Origin of the sequence: Tenacibaculum piscium (assembly GCF_021390715.1) — a bacterium.
In the GTDB taxonomy this organism is placed as follows: Bacteria; Bacteroidota; Bacteroidia; order Flavobacteriales; family Flavobacteriaceae; genus Polaribacter; species Polaribacter piscius.
Genome location: NZ_JAJGWT010000013.1, coordinates 9,818 through 26,648, shown reverse-complemented (window position 1 = coordinate 26,648; position 16,831 = coordinate 9,818). Strand labels below are relative to the sequence as shown.

The 16,831-nt window shown below is 27.2% G+C and carries 11 protein-coding genes; all 11 read right to left on the bottom strand.

Annotated elements, in window-relative coordinates; all coding sequences use genetic code 11:
* Positions 1–1,742: 1,742 nt before the first annotated feature.
* Complete coding sequence (locus L0U77_RS11125) at positions 1,743–3,125, bottom strand: ADP-ribosylglycohydrolase family protein (protein WP_233901197.1); 1,383 nt, start codon at positions 3,123–3,125, stop codon at positions 1,743–1,745.
* A 2-nt stretch (positions 3,126–3,127) separates the two neighbouring features.
* Positions 3,128–3,841 (bottom strand): hypothetical protein, encoded by a 714-nt coding sequence (locus tag L0U77_RS11120; protein WP_233901196.1) that lies wholly within the window; start codon positions 3,839–3,841, stop codon positions 3,128–3,130.
* Complete coding sequence (locus L0U77_RS11115; protein WP_233901195.1) at positions 3,825–5,375, bottom strand: hypothetical protein; 1,551 nt, start codon at positions 5,373–5,375, stop codon at positions 3,825–3,827. The genes L0U77_RS11120 and L0U77_RS11115 overlap by 17 nt, the downstream gene beginning before the upstream one ends.
* Positions 5,376–5,381: 6 nt before the next feature.
* Positions 5,382–6,887 carry a DarT ssDNA thymidine ADP-ribosyltransferase family protein gene (locus tag L0U77_RS11110; RefSeq protein WP_233901194.1) on the bottom strand — a complete coding sequence of 502 codons (1,506 nt, stop codon included), beginning with the start codon at positions 6,885–6,887 and terminating at the stop codon, positions 5,382–5,384.
* A 296-nt stretch (positions 6,888–7,183) separates the two neighbouring features.
* Complete coding sequence (locus tag L0U77_RS11105) at positions 7,184–7,681, bottom strand: hypothetical protein (protein WP_233901193.1); 498 nt, start codon at positions 7,679–7,681, stop codon at positions 7,184–7,186.
* Positions 7,682–7,854: 173 nt separating this feature from the next.
* Entirely contained in the window at positions 7,855–8,994 is a 1,140-nt protein-coding gene (locus L0U77_RS11100; RefSeq protein WP_233901192.1) for a PDDEXK-like family protein, read from the bottom strand.
* A gap of 926 nt (positions 8,995–9,920) precedes the next feature.
* Positions 9,921–10,871, bottom strand: coding sequence for a serine hydrolase domain-containing protein (locus tag L0U77_RS11095; protein WP_233901191.1), 951 nt, complete (start codon positions 10,869–10,871; stop codon positions 9,921–9,923).
* A 790-nt stretch (positions 10,872–11,661) separates the two neighbouring features.
* On the bottom strand, positions 11,662–12,714 hold the full coding sequence (locus tag L0U77_RS11090) for a type I restriction endonuclease (protein WP_233901190.1): 1,053 nt from the start codon (positions 12,712–12,714) through the stop codon (positions 11,662–11,664).
* 818 nt (positions 12,715–13,532) lie between these two features.
* On the bottom strand, positions 13,533–14,210 hold the full coding sequence (locus L0U77_RS11085) for a hypothetical protein (protein WP_233901189.1): 678 nt from the start codon (positions 14,208–14,210) through the stop codon (positions 13,533–13,535).
* 222 nt (positions 14,211–14,432) lie between these two features.
* Complete coding sequence (locus L0U77_RS11080; RefSeq protein ID WP_233901188.1) at positions 14,433–15,140, bottom strand: hypothetical protein; 708 nt, start codon at positions 15,138–15,140, stop codon at positions 14,433–14,435.
* Positions 15,141–16,193 (bottom strand): ComEC/Rec2 family competence protein, encoded by a 1,053-nt coding sequence (locus L0U77_RS11075; RefSeq protein ID WP_233901187.1) that lies wholly within the window; start codon positions 16,191–16,193, stop codon positions 15,141–15,143. It lies immediately after the preceding gene.
* Positions 16,194–16,831: the final 638 nt, after the last annotated feature.

Here is a 16,831-nt window from a genome sequence, read left to right as displayed (position 1 = left end):
GTAAATAGTAGCTTTTTGTTTATTCCTAACTTTGATTATTAAATTACKATTCAAAAAACCGATAAAATTTAAAATTCTACAAACGAGTTNAAAAAYMTTTCAAAACTCTTTTTTMAAAACTAGAAATATTCTCAATTTTTTCTTCTTTTTCTTAAATTGTTTTTGATTCATATTTTACAAACGAGTTAAAAATATTTCAAAACTCTTTTTTRAAAACTATAAATATTCTCAATTTTTTCTTCTTTTTCTTAAATTTGTTTTGATTCAGATTCTACAAACGAGTTAAAAACATTTCAGAACTTTTTCTTGAAAACTATAAATATTCTTAATTATTTTTCTTTCTTAAAATAGTTTTATTTAAAAGATCACAAATGAATTAATGTTTTTATTTATTTGAAAATCAATTATTTATTTTGTTTTAGTCAGTTTTTTTTTGCTATTATTTACAACGGATTTGTATATGATTTGTTGCGTGATTCGGGACTAAATTTAGTAAAAAAAAWYMNGAATAGAAAATCCCCCAAGGGATTTTCGTATGTAGGCGAAAACCAGCAATTAATTATATACGTTGTTAGTTTTTCGTTGCGAAWBMTTTTTATAAGCACATTTTTTTTTGCGTTTCTAAGTTTTTCAMGARTTTAAAATTCAAGATTTGTTTATGTTTTATTTTTTCTTTAAAATTCTAAACACTCTTTTTTGGATTTACGAAAACCAGCAATTTTTTTACGAGTTTAAAATTCAGAGTTTTTTATTAAACTTTTTCTTTAAAAATCTAAACTTTCTTTTTTATATTTACGTAAAACAGCGATTTTTCACGAGTTTAAAGATTTTCAATTTGTTTATTTTTTTCTGAACTTTTTCTTTAAAATTCTAAAGTTTATTTTTTAGATTCAAGCAAAACAATATTTTTTTACGAGTTTATAAATTCATGATTTATTCATTTTAATTATTTAAATATTCTCGATAATTCTCTTTTTTCTTTAGTATTCTCATTTTTTCTGAGCAATGAAAACTAACGTTTTTGTATATTATTTGTTGCGTATTTCGAGCAACTAATTTAGTTAATAAAAGCGGAATAGAAAATCCCCAAGGGATTTTCGTATGTAGGCGAAAACCAGCAATTAATTATATACGTTGTTGTAAATAGTAGCTTTTTGTTTATTCCTAACTTTGATTATTAAATTACTATTCAAAAAACCGATAAAATTTAAAATTCTACAAACGAGTTAAAAATATTTCAGAACTTTTTCTTGAAAACTATAAATATTCTTAATTTTTTCTTCTTTTTCTTAAATTATTTTTGATTCAGATTCTACAAACGAGTTAAAAACATTTCAGAACTTTTTCTTGAAAACTAGAAATATTCTTAATTATTTTTCTTTCTTAAAATAGTTTTATTTAAAAGATCACAAATGAACTAATGTTTTTATTTATTTGAAAATCAATTATTTATTTTGTTTTGGTTAGTTTTTTTTGCTATTATTTACAACGTTTTTGTATATGATTTGTTGCGTATTTCGACCAACTAATTTAATTAATAAAAGCTGAATAGAAAATCCCTTAAGGATTTTCGTAAGTAAGCTAGTACTAGCAATAAATTATATACGGTGTTGTAGCCAGTACTTCCTTCTTTTGATTTGTTTTCCAGTGCGTTAGGGTCGGGCATACTCTTTGATAAATTTTGGCTCTTTCGGTGGGTGTTTCGAGCGACTTGGAAATGTGTATGACTGCGGAGCATTGGTTTATCTAAAATATTTTTCTGCATCATTTTTTTCAATATCAAGCAATTTTGAGAATTTACAAGTTTGTCCTATTTCAAAATTTACATCAATTATTAAATTATATTTTCCACTTGTTAAGGTCTTTTGTCTATCTATATTTTTTATTACTCCTTTTCCTAATGGGATAAAATTAATTTCTTCATTTTCCAAATATTCGTCTGATGTTATTTCATTTAAAGATTTAATATTTAGTTCGACTTGATTATTTCTTAAATCATTGCTTTCTCGGTTAGAAATGTCAAAAAGGGTTTGAGCAATTTTATCTAGATATTCTGAATCTTGAACATCTTTCCAATTGTCAACAATTATATCTGTATCATAAAGACAGCCTATTAATCCCCCTGCGAAAGCGGCAATACTATCGGTATCAGTTCCTATTGAATTTACAGCTTCTAAAATTGCTTTTTTAGGACTTTGATAATGTTTAACAGCTAAATAAATACCGCCAATTATTGTCGAAATAGCTGAACCTTTTGTTGATGCTGCATAACAACCAAAATAAGAAAGTGACTCTTTTGTATTCTTTCCATCTCTAATAAATTTAAATAGATCCCTTAAAGAATTCAAAGTTTCTTGAATCGTCTCATTATAAACAGACATAAAATCTTTTTCTTGATTTTTATTCCATTCGGAAAGCCAACTGTCAAATTGAGGCTTTGTAATAAAAATTGGCTTAAATTTAGTTTCAATATCTTTTCCAAGTTCTGTAAGATATGTTTGATAATTGAAATTTTCTATATTTTGCTCTAGCATTACATCAATCGCAAGCCCATATAAAACTGCACCTATAATTGCTCTTGGGTGTCCGTGAGTCACAATACTATTTGCAAAAATATCTTCTTTAATTTTTTCAAAATTATTATGGTTAACCAGGGCAATTGGTGAAATTCTCATTGCTGCACCATTTGCACCACTTTCTCTATAATTTATTGTTGTTTTACCTGCTTTGAAAGTGAAGAAATTACTATTCCAAGTAGCTGATTTCCGTTCAATTTTTCTTGCAGCATTCTTTATTGTTCTACCTGCACCCCTTGCATATTTTAGCCAAGAAGGTAATTCAATTTTAGAAAAATAAATATTATCAATGTCGCCATCTTGTTGTATTGATCTTGCAACTGATAGTAATAATTGAGTATCATCAGAGTATGAACCCATTTTTATTCTATCTAGATAACCATTAAATCTACCGCCAACATATTTTTCCCAATTGTAGAAAGTCTCAATTTCTAAAACACCATACTTTTTTTCAATATTATCCTTTGTTTTTTCAAATTCAGTAATCCAACCAAGACTGTCGCCAATAGCAGATAAAAAAATACTATTTCTATATCGTTGTTCTTTCATAGTTATTTGATTAAGTATGGAATTATTTGAATGATAAACCTTTTGTTTTTCCCTTCTTCCACTCCTGTATATCTACAAACACCATCAAATCCAGAGCCTGAAATCATAATTTCAGAGTTATTTGAATTAAACATTACGTTTGCCTTTTTCCACAGACTATAAAGAGCCAATGAACGACTATAACTCAAATCTTTTACATTATTATCATACTTCAAGTTTAAACGCTCGTTTTCGTGTTTTGCAGCTCTTCCTTCAATTACTATAAGGAATTTGATATTTATTTCCCAAGCAAATGAATTTATTAAGCTTTTTAATTCTTTACCTGCACGAATTAACATTTGTTCTTGATTTCGTGGTATAGCAGCACTATTAGTCGAAAACATAATCGTTTGACTTAATTCAAACCGTTTACAAATTGGGTTGTATTTAAAGTTACCGCCATTTTCAAGAGCTTTAAGAGTTTCATTTATTGATCTAATTCTTTTTAATTCAATAGCATCTGCAAGTAATTTTTTATTTGCGGACTCTAATTTTGTTTTTACTATTTCATTCTCTATAAGTTTTTCTTCTAACACTTTTGAATTTTCTTCTAACACTGCTGTTTTATACTGCATAATAGAAAATACTAATACAAATAAAACAAGCATAATAAAAAACAAACTTGTCATTAAATCAGCATAGCCTAACCAAAAATAGTCATTATTTTTTCTGCTCATTTTTGGCTTTGTTTTGTTGTGAAATAGTAATACTTAATTTTTCTATTGCAAGTTTAATATCAATAAGATTTTTATTCACATTTATCAAACTAGCATCATCTGATAATAATTCTGTAATTGTTTTAACTCCATTTTCTATATTTTCTTGATGTATGTGCGATATTTCAGCATAGGCCGAGAATTTTGTAAATAGTTGTTCTACATATCTGAAATCTTTAAAAAATTCTTTATTTGATTCAAATATTTTTTGAAGTCCGTGTTCTTCTGTTGAAATGTAATTTTTTAATGATTCTGCTTCTGTTTGAACGTATTCAGTCATTTTTGAGAATAACTCAATAATATCTTTGTTTAAGATATCAACAGTGCTACGCCATTGGTCATTGTAAAAATCTTTTTGTTCTATAGTTTTATCTGATAATTCTTTAAGTTTTGCACTTAATACTCCATCAATTTGCTCAATTGAATTTGTGAAAATATTTTTTCGGTGTTCAACTTCTGAAAAGTGACTTTCTAAGAATATTTTAAATTGATGATAAAAATCAGAAGATTCAACAATATGCCCAGTTACTAAATCTAAATTTTTATTGAAATTGGCAAATTTTTCAGAAACATCATTGTATTCTTTCATTACCCCAATTGATGCACTTACTGTTTTGTTTAAAGATGTTTGATAGCCTTTAAAATCTTCAAACTGATTAGAAGCTTCATTTACAGATTCAAATGTTTTAATTATTCGATTTGATAGCTTTACTAATCCAACTTCTTGAACGGCTTCTAAAAAATCTTTTTGAGAAACCAAATTCTCATTTAACAACCCAAAACTGTCTTTATAATTAATGAGATTTTCACCAAATTTATTATTAAAATGGTCTAAGTTACTTTTAAGAGTTCCAAGGCTATCAGAGACATCTTTCGATAGTTTTGGCAAGAGTTTACCTTGAATAAAATCGTAATATGTATTTTTATCTACTTCATTCTTAAATAAAGCATCTTTGTAAAGCCAAGCAGAATTTACAAGAGTTAAAATAAGACCAGTTGCACTTGCGACCATAGCTGTAACAACACCATTAATTAAAGAACCGATACTATCAGTTGTTATAACAGAAACACCATTTTCCATATCGCTAAATTCTAAAAAACTTAGACCGTAAATAATACCGAAGAATGTTCCTGCTAAACCAAGAAATAAAGGTACGGAAACTGTGCTGTTAATACTATTTATCGTTGTATCAATATGTCTTTCTGTAATATCTTTTATAATATTGAAATCAGCAGCACTTCCTTTATTATTTTCTAAATATGAATTTGTAGAATCTATTGTTGCTTTAAATTCCTTAGATGCTTTTGCATCAATTGAAATATAATCTACATTTATTTCAGTTTCTTCATTAAATTCAATATCTCTATTTTTTATGGATAAGTTTTCTATTAATGGGAAGTATTTCTTTAAAATTCCAATTTTTGCATAGACCTTTACAAAAACAAAAAATTGTAATAAGCCAATTCCAATAATAATTAATAACTCTATATTCATATTTTTTTAACTTTCTAAATTCATTATATATTCTAATGGTAAATGATCTTTAACCATTACTTCTGCTTGATAATATGGTTTTTCTTCATCTGATAAATCAAAATGATTTCTTTGTATAACTATATATATTCTAACTTGGTTTTTTATGTAATTTAAATCACTTCCAATTTTAACAATTGGTACAGTTGATGTTCGTGCTGCATTAACATTTGTAAATTTAGTATGCTTTAAACCTGCTACATCTAACGATATTTCAAGTGTTTTTTCTTGTCTAATTCTACCTTGTTTTTTAGATACATATAATAATGGATGGTTTTGAGTGTATGACAATCTAACATAATCAGCCTTCTCATAAGTTTCACTTCCTTGTTGGTAATCAATGTCTTTATTATTCATTTCGTTTAATGAAAACAGCCCATTATTTTGAAGTATTGAGTTTAAATTACGAGTATCTGTGTAGTGGTAAAAGTTAAATATTCCATTTTGTTTATAATATGCAATTATTTCAGCTGCATCATCTTTATATTTCTCTCGTCTTTCTTTTTGAGCTTGTTCTTTGCGTTTTTGTTCTTCTTTTAGTTGTTTTATCCTTTGTATTTTGTTCTGTGCATCTGATATTCGTTTATCACATCTTAAGCTATTGATATTTAGTAGTTTAGTTTTTTTATATATTGCAATTGCATTTTCTAATTCATTATTATGGAAACTGTTTTCTGCTTTATTAAATAAATCTTCAAATTCAGCTTTACGAGTTTTATAATTAGTTTCTATTTTGGAAACATTTTTAAGCAACTGTTGAACTTCATTATTACGTTCAGGTCTTACAGTTAATGCAGAATTTAATTCTATTGTTACTTGTTCAAATTCAAGATTATTTAATGCTTCTTCTGAATTACTTATATATCCTGCAAATTCTTCATCAAGTTTTCTTTCACGTTCAAGTCGTTCTTTCTCGATACGTCTTGTTTCTCTTTCTTTGTGAATTTCAGTTAATGAAAATTTAAATAATTTATTTTTTAAACTCTTTATTTCTTGTCTTTTTTTTTCCCTTTCTGTTTTCTTTGTTTTATTTGTGTTTTTAAATTCTGGAATTAAGTTTTTAGAATATTCTACTAATTTTAATTCTTCAGATATAATTGATAATTTTTCAGTATCAATAGATTTAATATTGAAATTAATTTGCCTTTGCAAAGTTAGGTTCAATTCAAGTAATTCAATCTGACTATTCAGTTTCTTAAATATTTCCAATTCTTCTTCAGAATCAATAATATTCAGAATTTCACTTTTCTGTTCAATCAGTTTTTCTTGTTTAGGTGTTAAAGCGTTTATTTTTTTCTGTGGTGGTTTTGTTTCTTTTGCTAAGACTTGTTCTCTTTCAATTTTTTGCTTTTGTTCAATTTTTAAAATCTTAGGCTGAACATCTTGAAATGTTACGACATTAGTCTTCTTGCCCCATTTAATAAATGGAATATACCCTTTAATTATTTTCGCTATTTTCCTAAAAATATTCATTTATCTTTCTTTGTGCGTTTGAAAAAATAGCTCTTTTGGTTTTTTAGGCTTGGCTTTTCTGAGTGTTGGTAAAAATCAAATGTGCTATTTTCGTGTGGGATTTTCATTTTCCTTAGTACTCGGTTTCTTTTTTTCGTATTGGCTACAACGTGTTTGTGTATGATTAGTTGCGTGTTTCAAGCACTAAAGTTAGTAAATAAATCACAGATAGAAAGTCCGCGAGGACTTTCGTAAATTAGCTAAAAATAGCAATTAATTATACACGGTGTTGTAAAACGTTTTTTATTCATTATCTTTTAATCGATTATTATTAAATCTGTCAAATTTGTGAAATAATCTTTATTAGTTATTCTTCCAGATATTGCAAATTGTAAAGAATCGTTTTCGGGAACTGCTGAAAATTTATAGGTATGAGATATTGAAGAATTATTATTTATTTCGGTTGAATATGTTCCACCAAGTCCGTCTTGTCCCAAAAGTAATTCATTCACATTACTACCAGCAGGATAGTTGTCGTTGAAATCATAAATTGTGATTATATTTAGTGAATCTATTTGATTTGTATATATAAGATCAGTTCGTCCGCAACCATCTCCCATTTCCATTCTGTTTGTTATTGAGTCCGCAGAAACTCCAATCCCTAATTCATTTGGATTAAATTCATCTAAATAAGGATATATTCCGTTTTCATCATAAGAATATATAAATCCACGAACAGATTCGATAGTATTTATACTTACGTCTTCGTCTCCGTTACAACAAGAATTGATAATTAGAAGTATCAATGTAAACAATATTATTTTCTTCATTTTTATTGGTTTCAAATGTTTTACAACGTTTTTGTATATTATTTGTTGCGTTTTTCGAGCAACTAATTTAGTAAATAAAAGCGGAATAGAAAATCCCTAAGGATTTTCGTAAGTAGGCTAGAACTAGCAATAAATTATATACGGTGTTGGGTGTAGGCTTATTTTTCCGAATTTATTTTTCTTATTATTAATTTCAACAAATTTTCAAATTCAAAATATCCATCATTAAATGAACTATATTTCCAACCATACCACCAAGGATATTCTTCTTTCAAAGATTCCTCTTTTATTATAGTTTCTAAAAATTCTTTAATTTCAGTGTCTAAAGTTTGGCTGGCAGAATGTCTTCCAATTCCAATGTATGTAGACTTAAAATTATGTTCTATTAAAACAGAGAAAGGTTTTTCATTGTAATATAAAATTACACCTGTTTTTATAAATGAGTTTTCTGTTTGATAAAATTTCTGATTTTCCTCAAAATTAAAAAGTTCATCTAAATTGTTTTTCCAATCTTTAAATACTTGATTTTTTGAAGTTCGTTCCAATTCTTCAAGTTGTACTTTTAGTTCGTTAATTTCATCAATTTTCTTACTAATAACTTCAATATTCTCAATATTATCTGTATTGAGTTCTAACTCTGTAGATAAAAAAAATTGTAGTTCTTTGTTCATATTTAAGTATATTTCTTTCTTGTTAAAAAAATGTTTTAAATGGTCAATATACTGTACAACAGCACTTTTTATTAATTTTTCTTTTGTGGACAAAACTTTCAAGTAGCTTTCAAGCCAAGGAAGTATTGTTGATTTGTATGATATTTTAGAATACCTTGTTTCAAAATCTGATAAATTATATTCTTCTCCCCAAGTTTGTTCTGAATGATTATCTTTTTCAGTTTTTGTTAAATAAAGTACAAATATTTGTTCTTTTTTAAATCCTATTGACTTACATTTTTCTATATATCGACCAATTTGATGCTCTTGTTCAACTGCATTATGTATTTTGTTTTCTATAATAATTGCATACTTATTATTCTCTCTAATTAAACCGTCAATTCTCATTTTTTCAAAAGTTAATATTGGTTTATTTATAATATTAATGTCGAATGAAAATTGATGCTCATTTTTAGTATTTATAAATGTTAAAAAACTTATTAGAGCAGGTTGATATTGTAAAAGTCTAATTAAAAATTTACTATGTGCATTTTCATTAGTTGATAAATCGTCGAGAAGATTTAATCTATAGGGTAATTTGTTTAATTCATTTTCATAAACGGAAGAAAAATTTCTCAATAAATTCATTGAAAGTGAAAATTCCTTTTTTGTTTCCTTTATTCTCCATTTTTTATAAGAATTGTTTAGATTTAAAATTTTAATTATCGAATTTTCATTCATTCTCATAAGTTCGTTTTAGCTTACACCCAACGGATTTGTATATGATTTGTTGCGTGATTCGGGACTAAATTTAGTAAAAAAAATCGGAATAGAAAATCCCCCAAGGGATTTTCGTATGTAGGCGAAAACCAGCAATTAATTATATACGTTGTTGTAAATAGTAGCTTTTTGTTTATTCCTAACTTTGATTATTAAATTACTATTCAAAAAACCGATAAAATTTAAAATTCTACAAACGAGTTNAAAAAYATTTCAAAACTCTTTTTTAAAAACTAGAAATATTCTCAATTTTTTCTTCTTTTTCTTAAATTGTTTTTGATTCAGATTCTACAAACGAGTTAAAAATATTTCAAAACTCTTTTTTSAAAACTAGAAATATTCTCAATTTTTTCTTCTTTTCTTAAATTGTTTTTGATTCAGATTTTACAAACGAGTTAAAAATATTTCAAAACTCTTTCTTGAAAACTATAAATATTCTCAATTTTTTCTTCTTTTTCTTAAATTTGTTTTGATTCAGATTCTACAAACGAGTTAAAAAAACATTTCAGAACTTTTTCTTGAAAACTAGAAATATTCTTAATTATTTTTCTTTCTTAAAATAGTTTTATTTAAAAATTTACAAATGAACTAATATTTTTATTTATTTAAAAATCAATCATTTATTTTGTTTTGGTCAGTTTTTTTTTGCTATTATTTACAACGTTGTTGTATATGGTTTGTTGCGTGTTTCAAGCAACTAATTTAGTAAATAATTACCGACCAAGAAAGTCCGCGAGGACTTTCACAAGTAAGCAATAAGCCAGCAATAAATTATATACGGTGTTAGGCGACGGTTATTTTTCAGTTCGTTTTTCAGGAAGTTCATATTTTTGATTTTTTAAGATTGATATTATTGCGTCAGAAATTTCAAAAACTTTTCCGTTATAGTTGTTATCTAATAAAATGATTGTAAACTTTTCGTCCTTATTAGATGTCAAAAGAGCTTCATAGTTTCCCATTCTGCCATCGTGTAAATGCTCAATTAATTTCTTGTTTTTAAATTTTGTTTGTCCCAAAGCCGATTGAGTTTCGGGTAAATTAAATTGTTGACCGATTTCATAAAGTGATTTTTTGTTGATTATTTTTTTCGAGCACAGACAATTTTCCCATTTTAATAAGTCGGTTGTCGTTAAATAGGTTCCGCCAGTTATTGGTAAGTCGGTTTTGTCTGCTACTAATTTATTATCAAATCCTTTGGCTATATTTTCTTCATTTTCAAAAAGTGTCATAACTGACGAATTCATTTTACAAGGCTGAAAAATGAATTTTTCGACATACATTTTATAATTCATTCCCGTTAATCGCTCAATTATGAAATGTCTTAAAAAAATATTGTTATTGTTGTAGTCGTAATCTTTTCCGGGCTTAAATTGAAGCTTGTCAATGTGCATTAAACCGTCAAAAAGGTCTTTGTCATTTTTGATGCTTTTCCAGTTAACATCAGGTATTCCGCTTGTGTATTGCAATAAATCTTTAATAGAAACTTCATTTGCCCATTTTGGTAATTCGGGAATAAATTTGGAAACCTTATCGTTCAGTTTCAGTTTGCCTTGTTCTTTCAATTGCATCAAAGTAACGGCACTAAATTCCTTTGTAATAGAACCAATATTAAATCTGTAATCAGTCGTTAGTCGGTTTGTTTTACTTGCATCAGTAAAACCGAATGAAGTGTTGTAAATTATTTTGTTATTTTTTGAAACAAGCACATTTCCATTAAAAATTCCAATCTTATTTGACCATTTCATTAAAGAGTCAATTTGCTTTATTTGCTCTGTTTGACCAAATAAATTATTAGTCAGAAATAATAGAAAAATGAGAATTGAAAGATGTCTGTTTAGTCGCATATTTTTATTTCGTACTTTCTTTACGGTATTTTTGGTTAACTGTCGCCTAACGTTTTATATATGGTTTGTTGCGTATTTCGAGCAACTAATTTAGTAAATAAAAACGAAATAGAAAATCCCCTAAGGATTTTCGTAGGTAGGCGAGCACTAGCAATAAATTATATATTCTGTTAGCTTTTCGTTTATTTTTCCTTTTTTACAATTAAAATACCGATATAAAACCACATATTTTTCAGCGTTTTTATTCGGCGTTTAACTTGTCTAAATTTTCATTCCTAATTTCGCAAACAGGCTAAAAGTCCGCCATTTTCATTTCAGAATTACAGACAGATTCTTGCGTAATATTTGTCAGAATCCCACAGTTTTTCATTTCCGTTGTATAAACAGGCTAAAGTCTGCCGTTTCCATTTCAGAATTACAGACAGATTCTTGCGTAATATTTTTCAAAATCTACTACGTTAAAATTCCATTTCTAATTGCGTAATATTTATCAGGATTCTACTTTAAGAAAACGCTTTATTTTTCCAATTTCACGCATTTTTTTTGTTAATGAAAGCTAACGTTGTTGTATATGATTTGTTGCGTTTATAATAACGAAATTTAGTTATTATAAACGCAATAGAAAATCCCTAAGGATTTTCGTAAGTAGGCTAGCACTAGCAATAAATTATATACGGTGTTGCCAACTGTTTTATTCTACACTATAATTTTCAACTGTTTTTAGTAAGTTTTCTTCAAAATTATAAATATCATCGATTGAGTTTATTGGTTCTTTAACTTCTTTTTTGTTTTGGTCAAAAACGCTAATGTATTTATTACCTCCATTTAAATGAAGTCTGCAAAGTGGTTTTCTATTGTTATCATCTAATAAAATTCCAAAATAAGATTGAGTATCTCGATAAACAATTCTTTCTTTTTGTAATTTTCGTCTTAAAATAGCAACGACTATTCCGTAAGCTTCTAATTCTTCTTCTGTCGTATCAATTTTACTTACTGGTTCTTCCTCAATTTCTTCAATTTTTTGCTTTTCTTCTTCTTTGTTTAATGCAGAATTTAATCTGTCATTAACTTTTTCACTAATTATTTGTGTAAATGCTTTACTTACTATTTCTTTAAACTCATCCATTACGTTTGCTGTGAGTCTTTTATTATATGATTTATTAGCAAATAAGCGAACAAATTCTTGTGAAGGAGATTTAAGTTCTTCGTCTATTAGGTTTTTAATTTCTCTAGTATATTTTAAATTACTTGCATTATCAACAATCTTAGAAACGTCAAATTTTGATTTATGAAATTTTTCAATTTCTTTTACTGTACTTTCTTTTAAGTTTGTAATATCAAATTCTAAAAATGGTTTGTCATCCATTTTATTAGTATCTTCTAAATCAGTATAAAAACGATAAATAATTCCGTTTGTTAATAGTGCAAATCTTGTTTTAGTTACGTGAAAATATCTAAACAATTGAGAATTGTGTACATCTAAATTTTGTTTCCAGTTTTTACATTCAACAATTAAAATAGGTACTCCATTTTGAAAAATTGCATAATCAACTTTTTCACCTTTTTTTAATCCTAAATCAGCAGTAAACTCGGGAACAACTTCTGTTGGGTCAAAAGCATCATAACCTAATATATTTATAAATGGTAAAGTGAAAGCGTGTTTTGTGCTTTCTTCTGTTTCAATTCGGTCTTTTAGAAGTTCTACTTTGTCTGCAAGTTCTTTCAGTTGGTTGTATAATTCCATAGTTCTTTTTTTTTTCAATTTTTTAATGGTTGGCAACGGATTTGTATATGATTTGTTGCGTGATTCGGGACTAAATTTAGTAAAAAAAATCGGAATAGAAAATCCCCTAAGGGATTTTCGTATGTAGGCGAAAACCAGCAATTAATTATATACGTTGTTAGTTTTTCGTTGCGAAACATTTTTATAAGCACGTTTTTTTTGCGTTTCTAAGTTTTTCAAGAATTTAAAATTCAAGATTTGTTTATTTTTTCTTTAAAATTCTAAACATTCTTTTTTAGATTCACGTAAAACAGGTTTTTTTACGAGTTTAAAATTCATAGTTTTTTATTAAACTTTTTCTTTAAAATTCTAAACATTCTTTTTTGGATTTACGCAAAACAGCAATTTTTTTACGAGTTTAAAATTCAGAGTTTTTTATTAAACTTTTTCTTTAAAAATCTAAACTTTCTTTTTTAGATTTACGTAAAACAGTGATTTTTCACGAGTTTAAAGATTTTCAATTTGTTTATTTTTTTCTGAACTTTTTCTTTAAAATTCTAAAGTTTATTTTTTAGATTCAAGCAAAACAACATTTTTTCACGAGTTTATAAATTCATGATTTATTCATTTTAATTATTTAAATATTCTCGATAATTCTCTTTTTTCTTTAATATTCTCATTTTTTCTGAGCAATGAAAACTAACGTTTTTGTATATTATTTGTTGCGTATTTCGAGCAACTAATTTAGTAAATAAAAACGGAATAGAAAATCCCTAAGGATTTTCGTAAGTAGGCTAGAACGAGCAATAAATTATATACGGTGTTGGCAACTGGTTTTATTAGTTAACTTCTTTTGTTTTTTCTATAAATTCATTCAGAAAGCTGTCCATATCTCCATCATCATTTTTGTCCATATTCGCAATTTTGTCTTTCGATTTTTGCCACAATTCTTTATCAATTTTTTCAGATATTTTTTTAATAGTCTCGTCTAAATCAGAAATCAGGTTGTCAGTCATTTTTGGTTTTAACCACTCTTTTAAGTCAAAAGGCATTTCTCCAACGTGATGCTTGACTTCATTAAGATAATTGTCAATTACATTTATTCTTTCTTTAATATTATGCTGACCACTTAATTCATACGCTAAAATTGGAAAAACTTCTGCCAAATCATCAATTACAGAGTCAATATTTTTCTCAAGAAAATCTATTCTGTTATTGTTCCCCAAATGATTTTTTATAATTCGCTCAACAATTGGTTTTGCTATTTCAATTTCAGATTTAGTTGTTTCTCGATATTCAGATTTCAATTTTTCTTCCGCACGTTTGTAAAATTCGTTTATTTCTTTTTGAGCATTAAATTCTCTCGTGAAAAGAAATCTCAATTCAAGTAAGTAAAATAGAAGTCTTTTTAGTTTCCTTTTGTCTTGTTTTTTATCAGACCAAATTTTTGCTCTTTCTGAAAGGCCAAAACCTAAAATTACTCCAAGTAAAGGTGCTATTATTTTAATCCATTCCATAAGTTCTCTTAACTTGTTGCCAACGTTAAGTATAAGAAACGTAGGGCGGGTGATAAGCACTATCGTTTCGGTTTATTACTTAGCTAAATATAAATATTTTGCTTTTATCCTCTTTACTATAAAATGCCAAATTTTATATTTAGCGGACTTTGTAAATAAACACAGGCTTTCGGTTAAGCCACAAATGCCCTATGTTTTTTATACACTGTTGTGGTGCGTTATTTATTTCATATCATCAACTGTTTCAAGTAGTCTTTCGGCATAACCAAAAGCTGGTATTTTGACCCAACTTTTATTGACAATAAATATCCAGAATAACAAAAACGTCAATAGAATTACTTGAGAAATAAGGGTAGAAGAATCCATATAGTTAATTATACCATTGGATATGTAATTATTAGTCCATATGCCAATTGAAAGAATAATAATTATTACAATAGAAAAAGGTTTTAATCCTAATGTATTTCTTCTAAAACCATAATTGATGTTTTCATTGAATAAAAGGTCATATTTTTTTGTGTCTCTAGTTTTACCTATCAAAAATTTTGTCCACGACTGGTATATTTCATCAAAAAAGTTACCAGAATTCTCTTCTTCTGATGTTGATGGTGTTATTTCGTTTGGAACTAATTCACACATAGTTTGATGACATTTTTTTTTTGTTATTGAGTCAATGGTATTGTCTGAAAAACGAAAAATTTGAGTTGTTGGAGCACCACCCCATTCAGACCATAAATTATTTTCTATTTTTTTACCTCTATCTCTTCCAATCTGAGAGAATAGAAAAAATAGAATAGTTGTTAATCCAAGACTACCTAATGATTGGTAATAGGATTGAAACTGTATAGAGAATAATGTCCCAATAATTATAATTGGTAGGAGTGATAATATCACAGGATAGATACGAGCTTTTAAGTTATAAGTATTCATTTAATCTTCAACGTTTTCAGAGAATGGTTTAGGTGTTGCTGTCGACCACCCAATTCTACTGTTAGTATTTATATGATGATTTAGTCCATTTCCCTCGGTTGTATAAACTTTTGCACCTCTTCTGATATAAGCATTAATTACTTTTTTTGCTGGGTGTTTAGGGGCATCTTTAGAAGCCGATACATACGCAGTCTTACATTTTATTGAATTTAGAATACTAGGTGAAATGTTTCTTTTACTTCCGTGGTGAGGTACTTGCATAAATTTCACATTTGAAATATCAATTCCTTTATTAGTACTGTAGTCAATAATTCTTTTCAAAGCTGGAATTCCAGTATCTCCAGTAAATAAATATTTATCTCCATCAAGTTCAAGAAGAACAACAGCACTAGAATTATTTTCTGCAGAAGTTTCACCGTCTTCACTTAAAGTCTCTATTTGCATTGACTCTCCAACCCAATTTATAGCTTCCTTTATGGCACTAAATGATTTTTGAAGATTTGTCTCTTTAGCTTTAGGGCTTTTTGCAAAATCTGGCAGTAGTGATAAATAATAATCCTTATCTGGACCAAGAACTCTAATGGTTTTATTATCATATGATAAACCACTAAATGGTTCGTACATTTTAATTCCTCTTCGTTCAGCAATCTCTACACATTCGTATGCAAAATTATAAGCCTCTTTGAGCCTTTCAGATAAACTATTTGATGTAATCCGTCCATCGTGAAATAAATTCTGAATCTCTTTAGAGTGTTCCCAAGGCTTATGTATTATTAGGGATTTAATTGTTAATTCTTCATCTCCAAGAACTTCTCTTAACCCAGATGCGTGGTCACCATCTGGATGAGTGCAAATAATTATATCAATTGTGTTTGTGTTGTATGTTTCTTTTATAAGCTTACATAATTCTTTTCCTGACTCTTTTGTTCCTCCATCAATTATAATTACTTTTTGCCCCAAAGGTTTGGACAAATCACCATATCTAAAAGCAATAGCATCTCCGCTCTTTTCTCCATTACCAACTGGTAAAAAATCTATTTCTAAACTATTCATTTATTTCATATCGTTTTTTTGTAATGCACCACAACGGATTTGTGTATGATTTGTTGCGTGATTCGGGACTAAATTTAGTAAAAAAAATCGGAATAGAAAATCCCCCAAGGGATTTTCGTATGTAGGCGAGAACCAGCAATTAATTATATACGTTGTTGTAAATAGTAGCTTTTTGTTTATTCCTAACTTTGATTATTAAATTACTATTCAAAAAACCTATAAAATTTAAAGTTCTATAAACGAGTTAAAAAACATTTCAAAACTCTTTTTTAAAAACTAGAAATATTCTCAATTTTTTCTTCTTTTTCTTAATTTTTTTTTGATTCAGATTCTACAAACGAGTTAAAAATATTTCAAAACTCTTTTTTGAAAACTAGAAATATTCTCAATTTTTTCTTCTTTTTCTTAAATTGTTTTTGAATCAGATTTTACAAACGAGTTAAAAATATTTCAAAACTCTTTTTTGAAAACTATAAATATTCTCAATTTTTTCTTCTTTTTCTTAAATTTGTTTTGATTCAGATTCTACAAACGAGTTAAAAAWCATTTCAGAACTTTTTCTTGAAAACTAGAAATATTCTTAATTTTTTCTTCTTTTTCTTAAATNTGNTTTTGATTCAGATTYTACAAACGAGTTA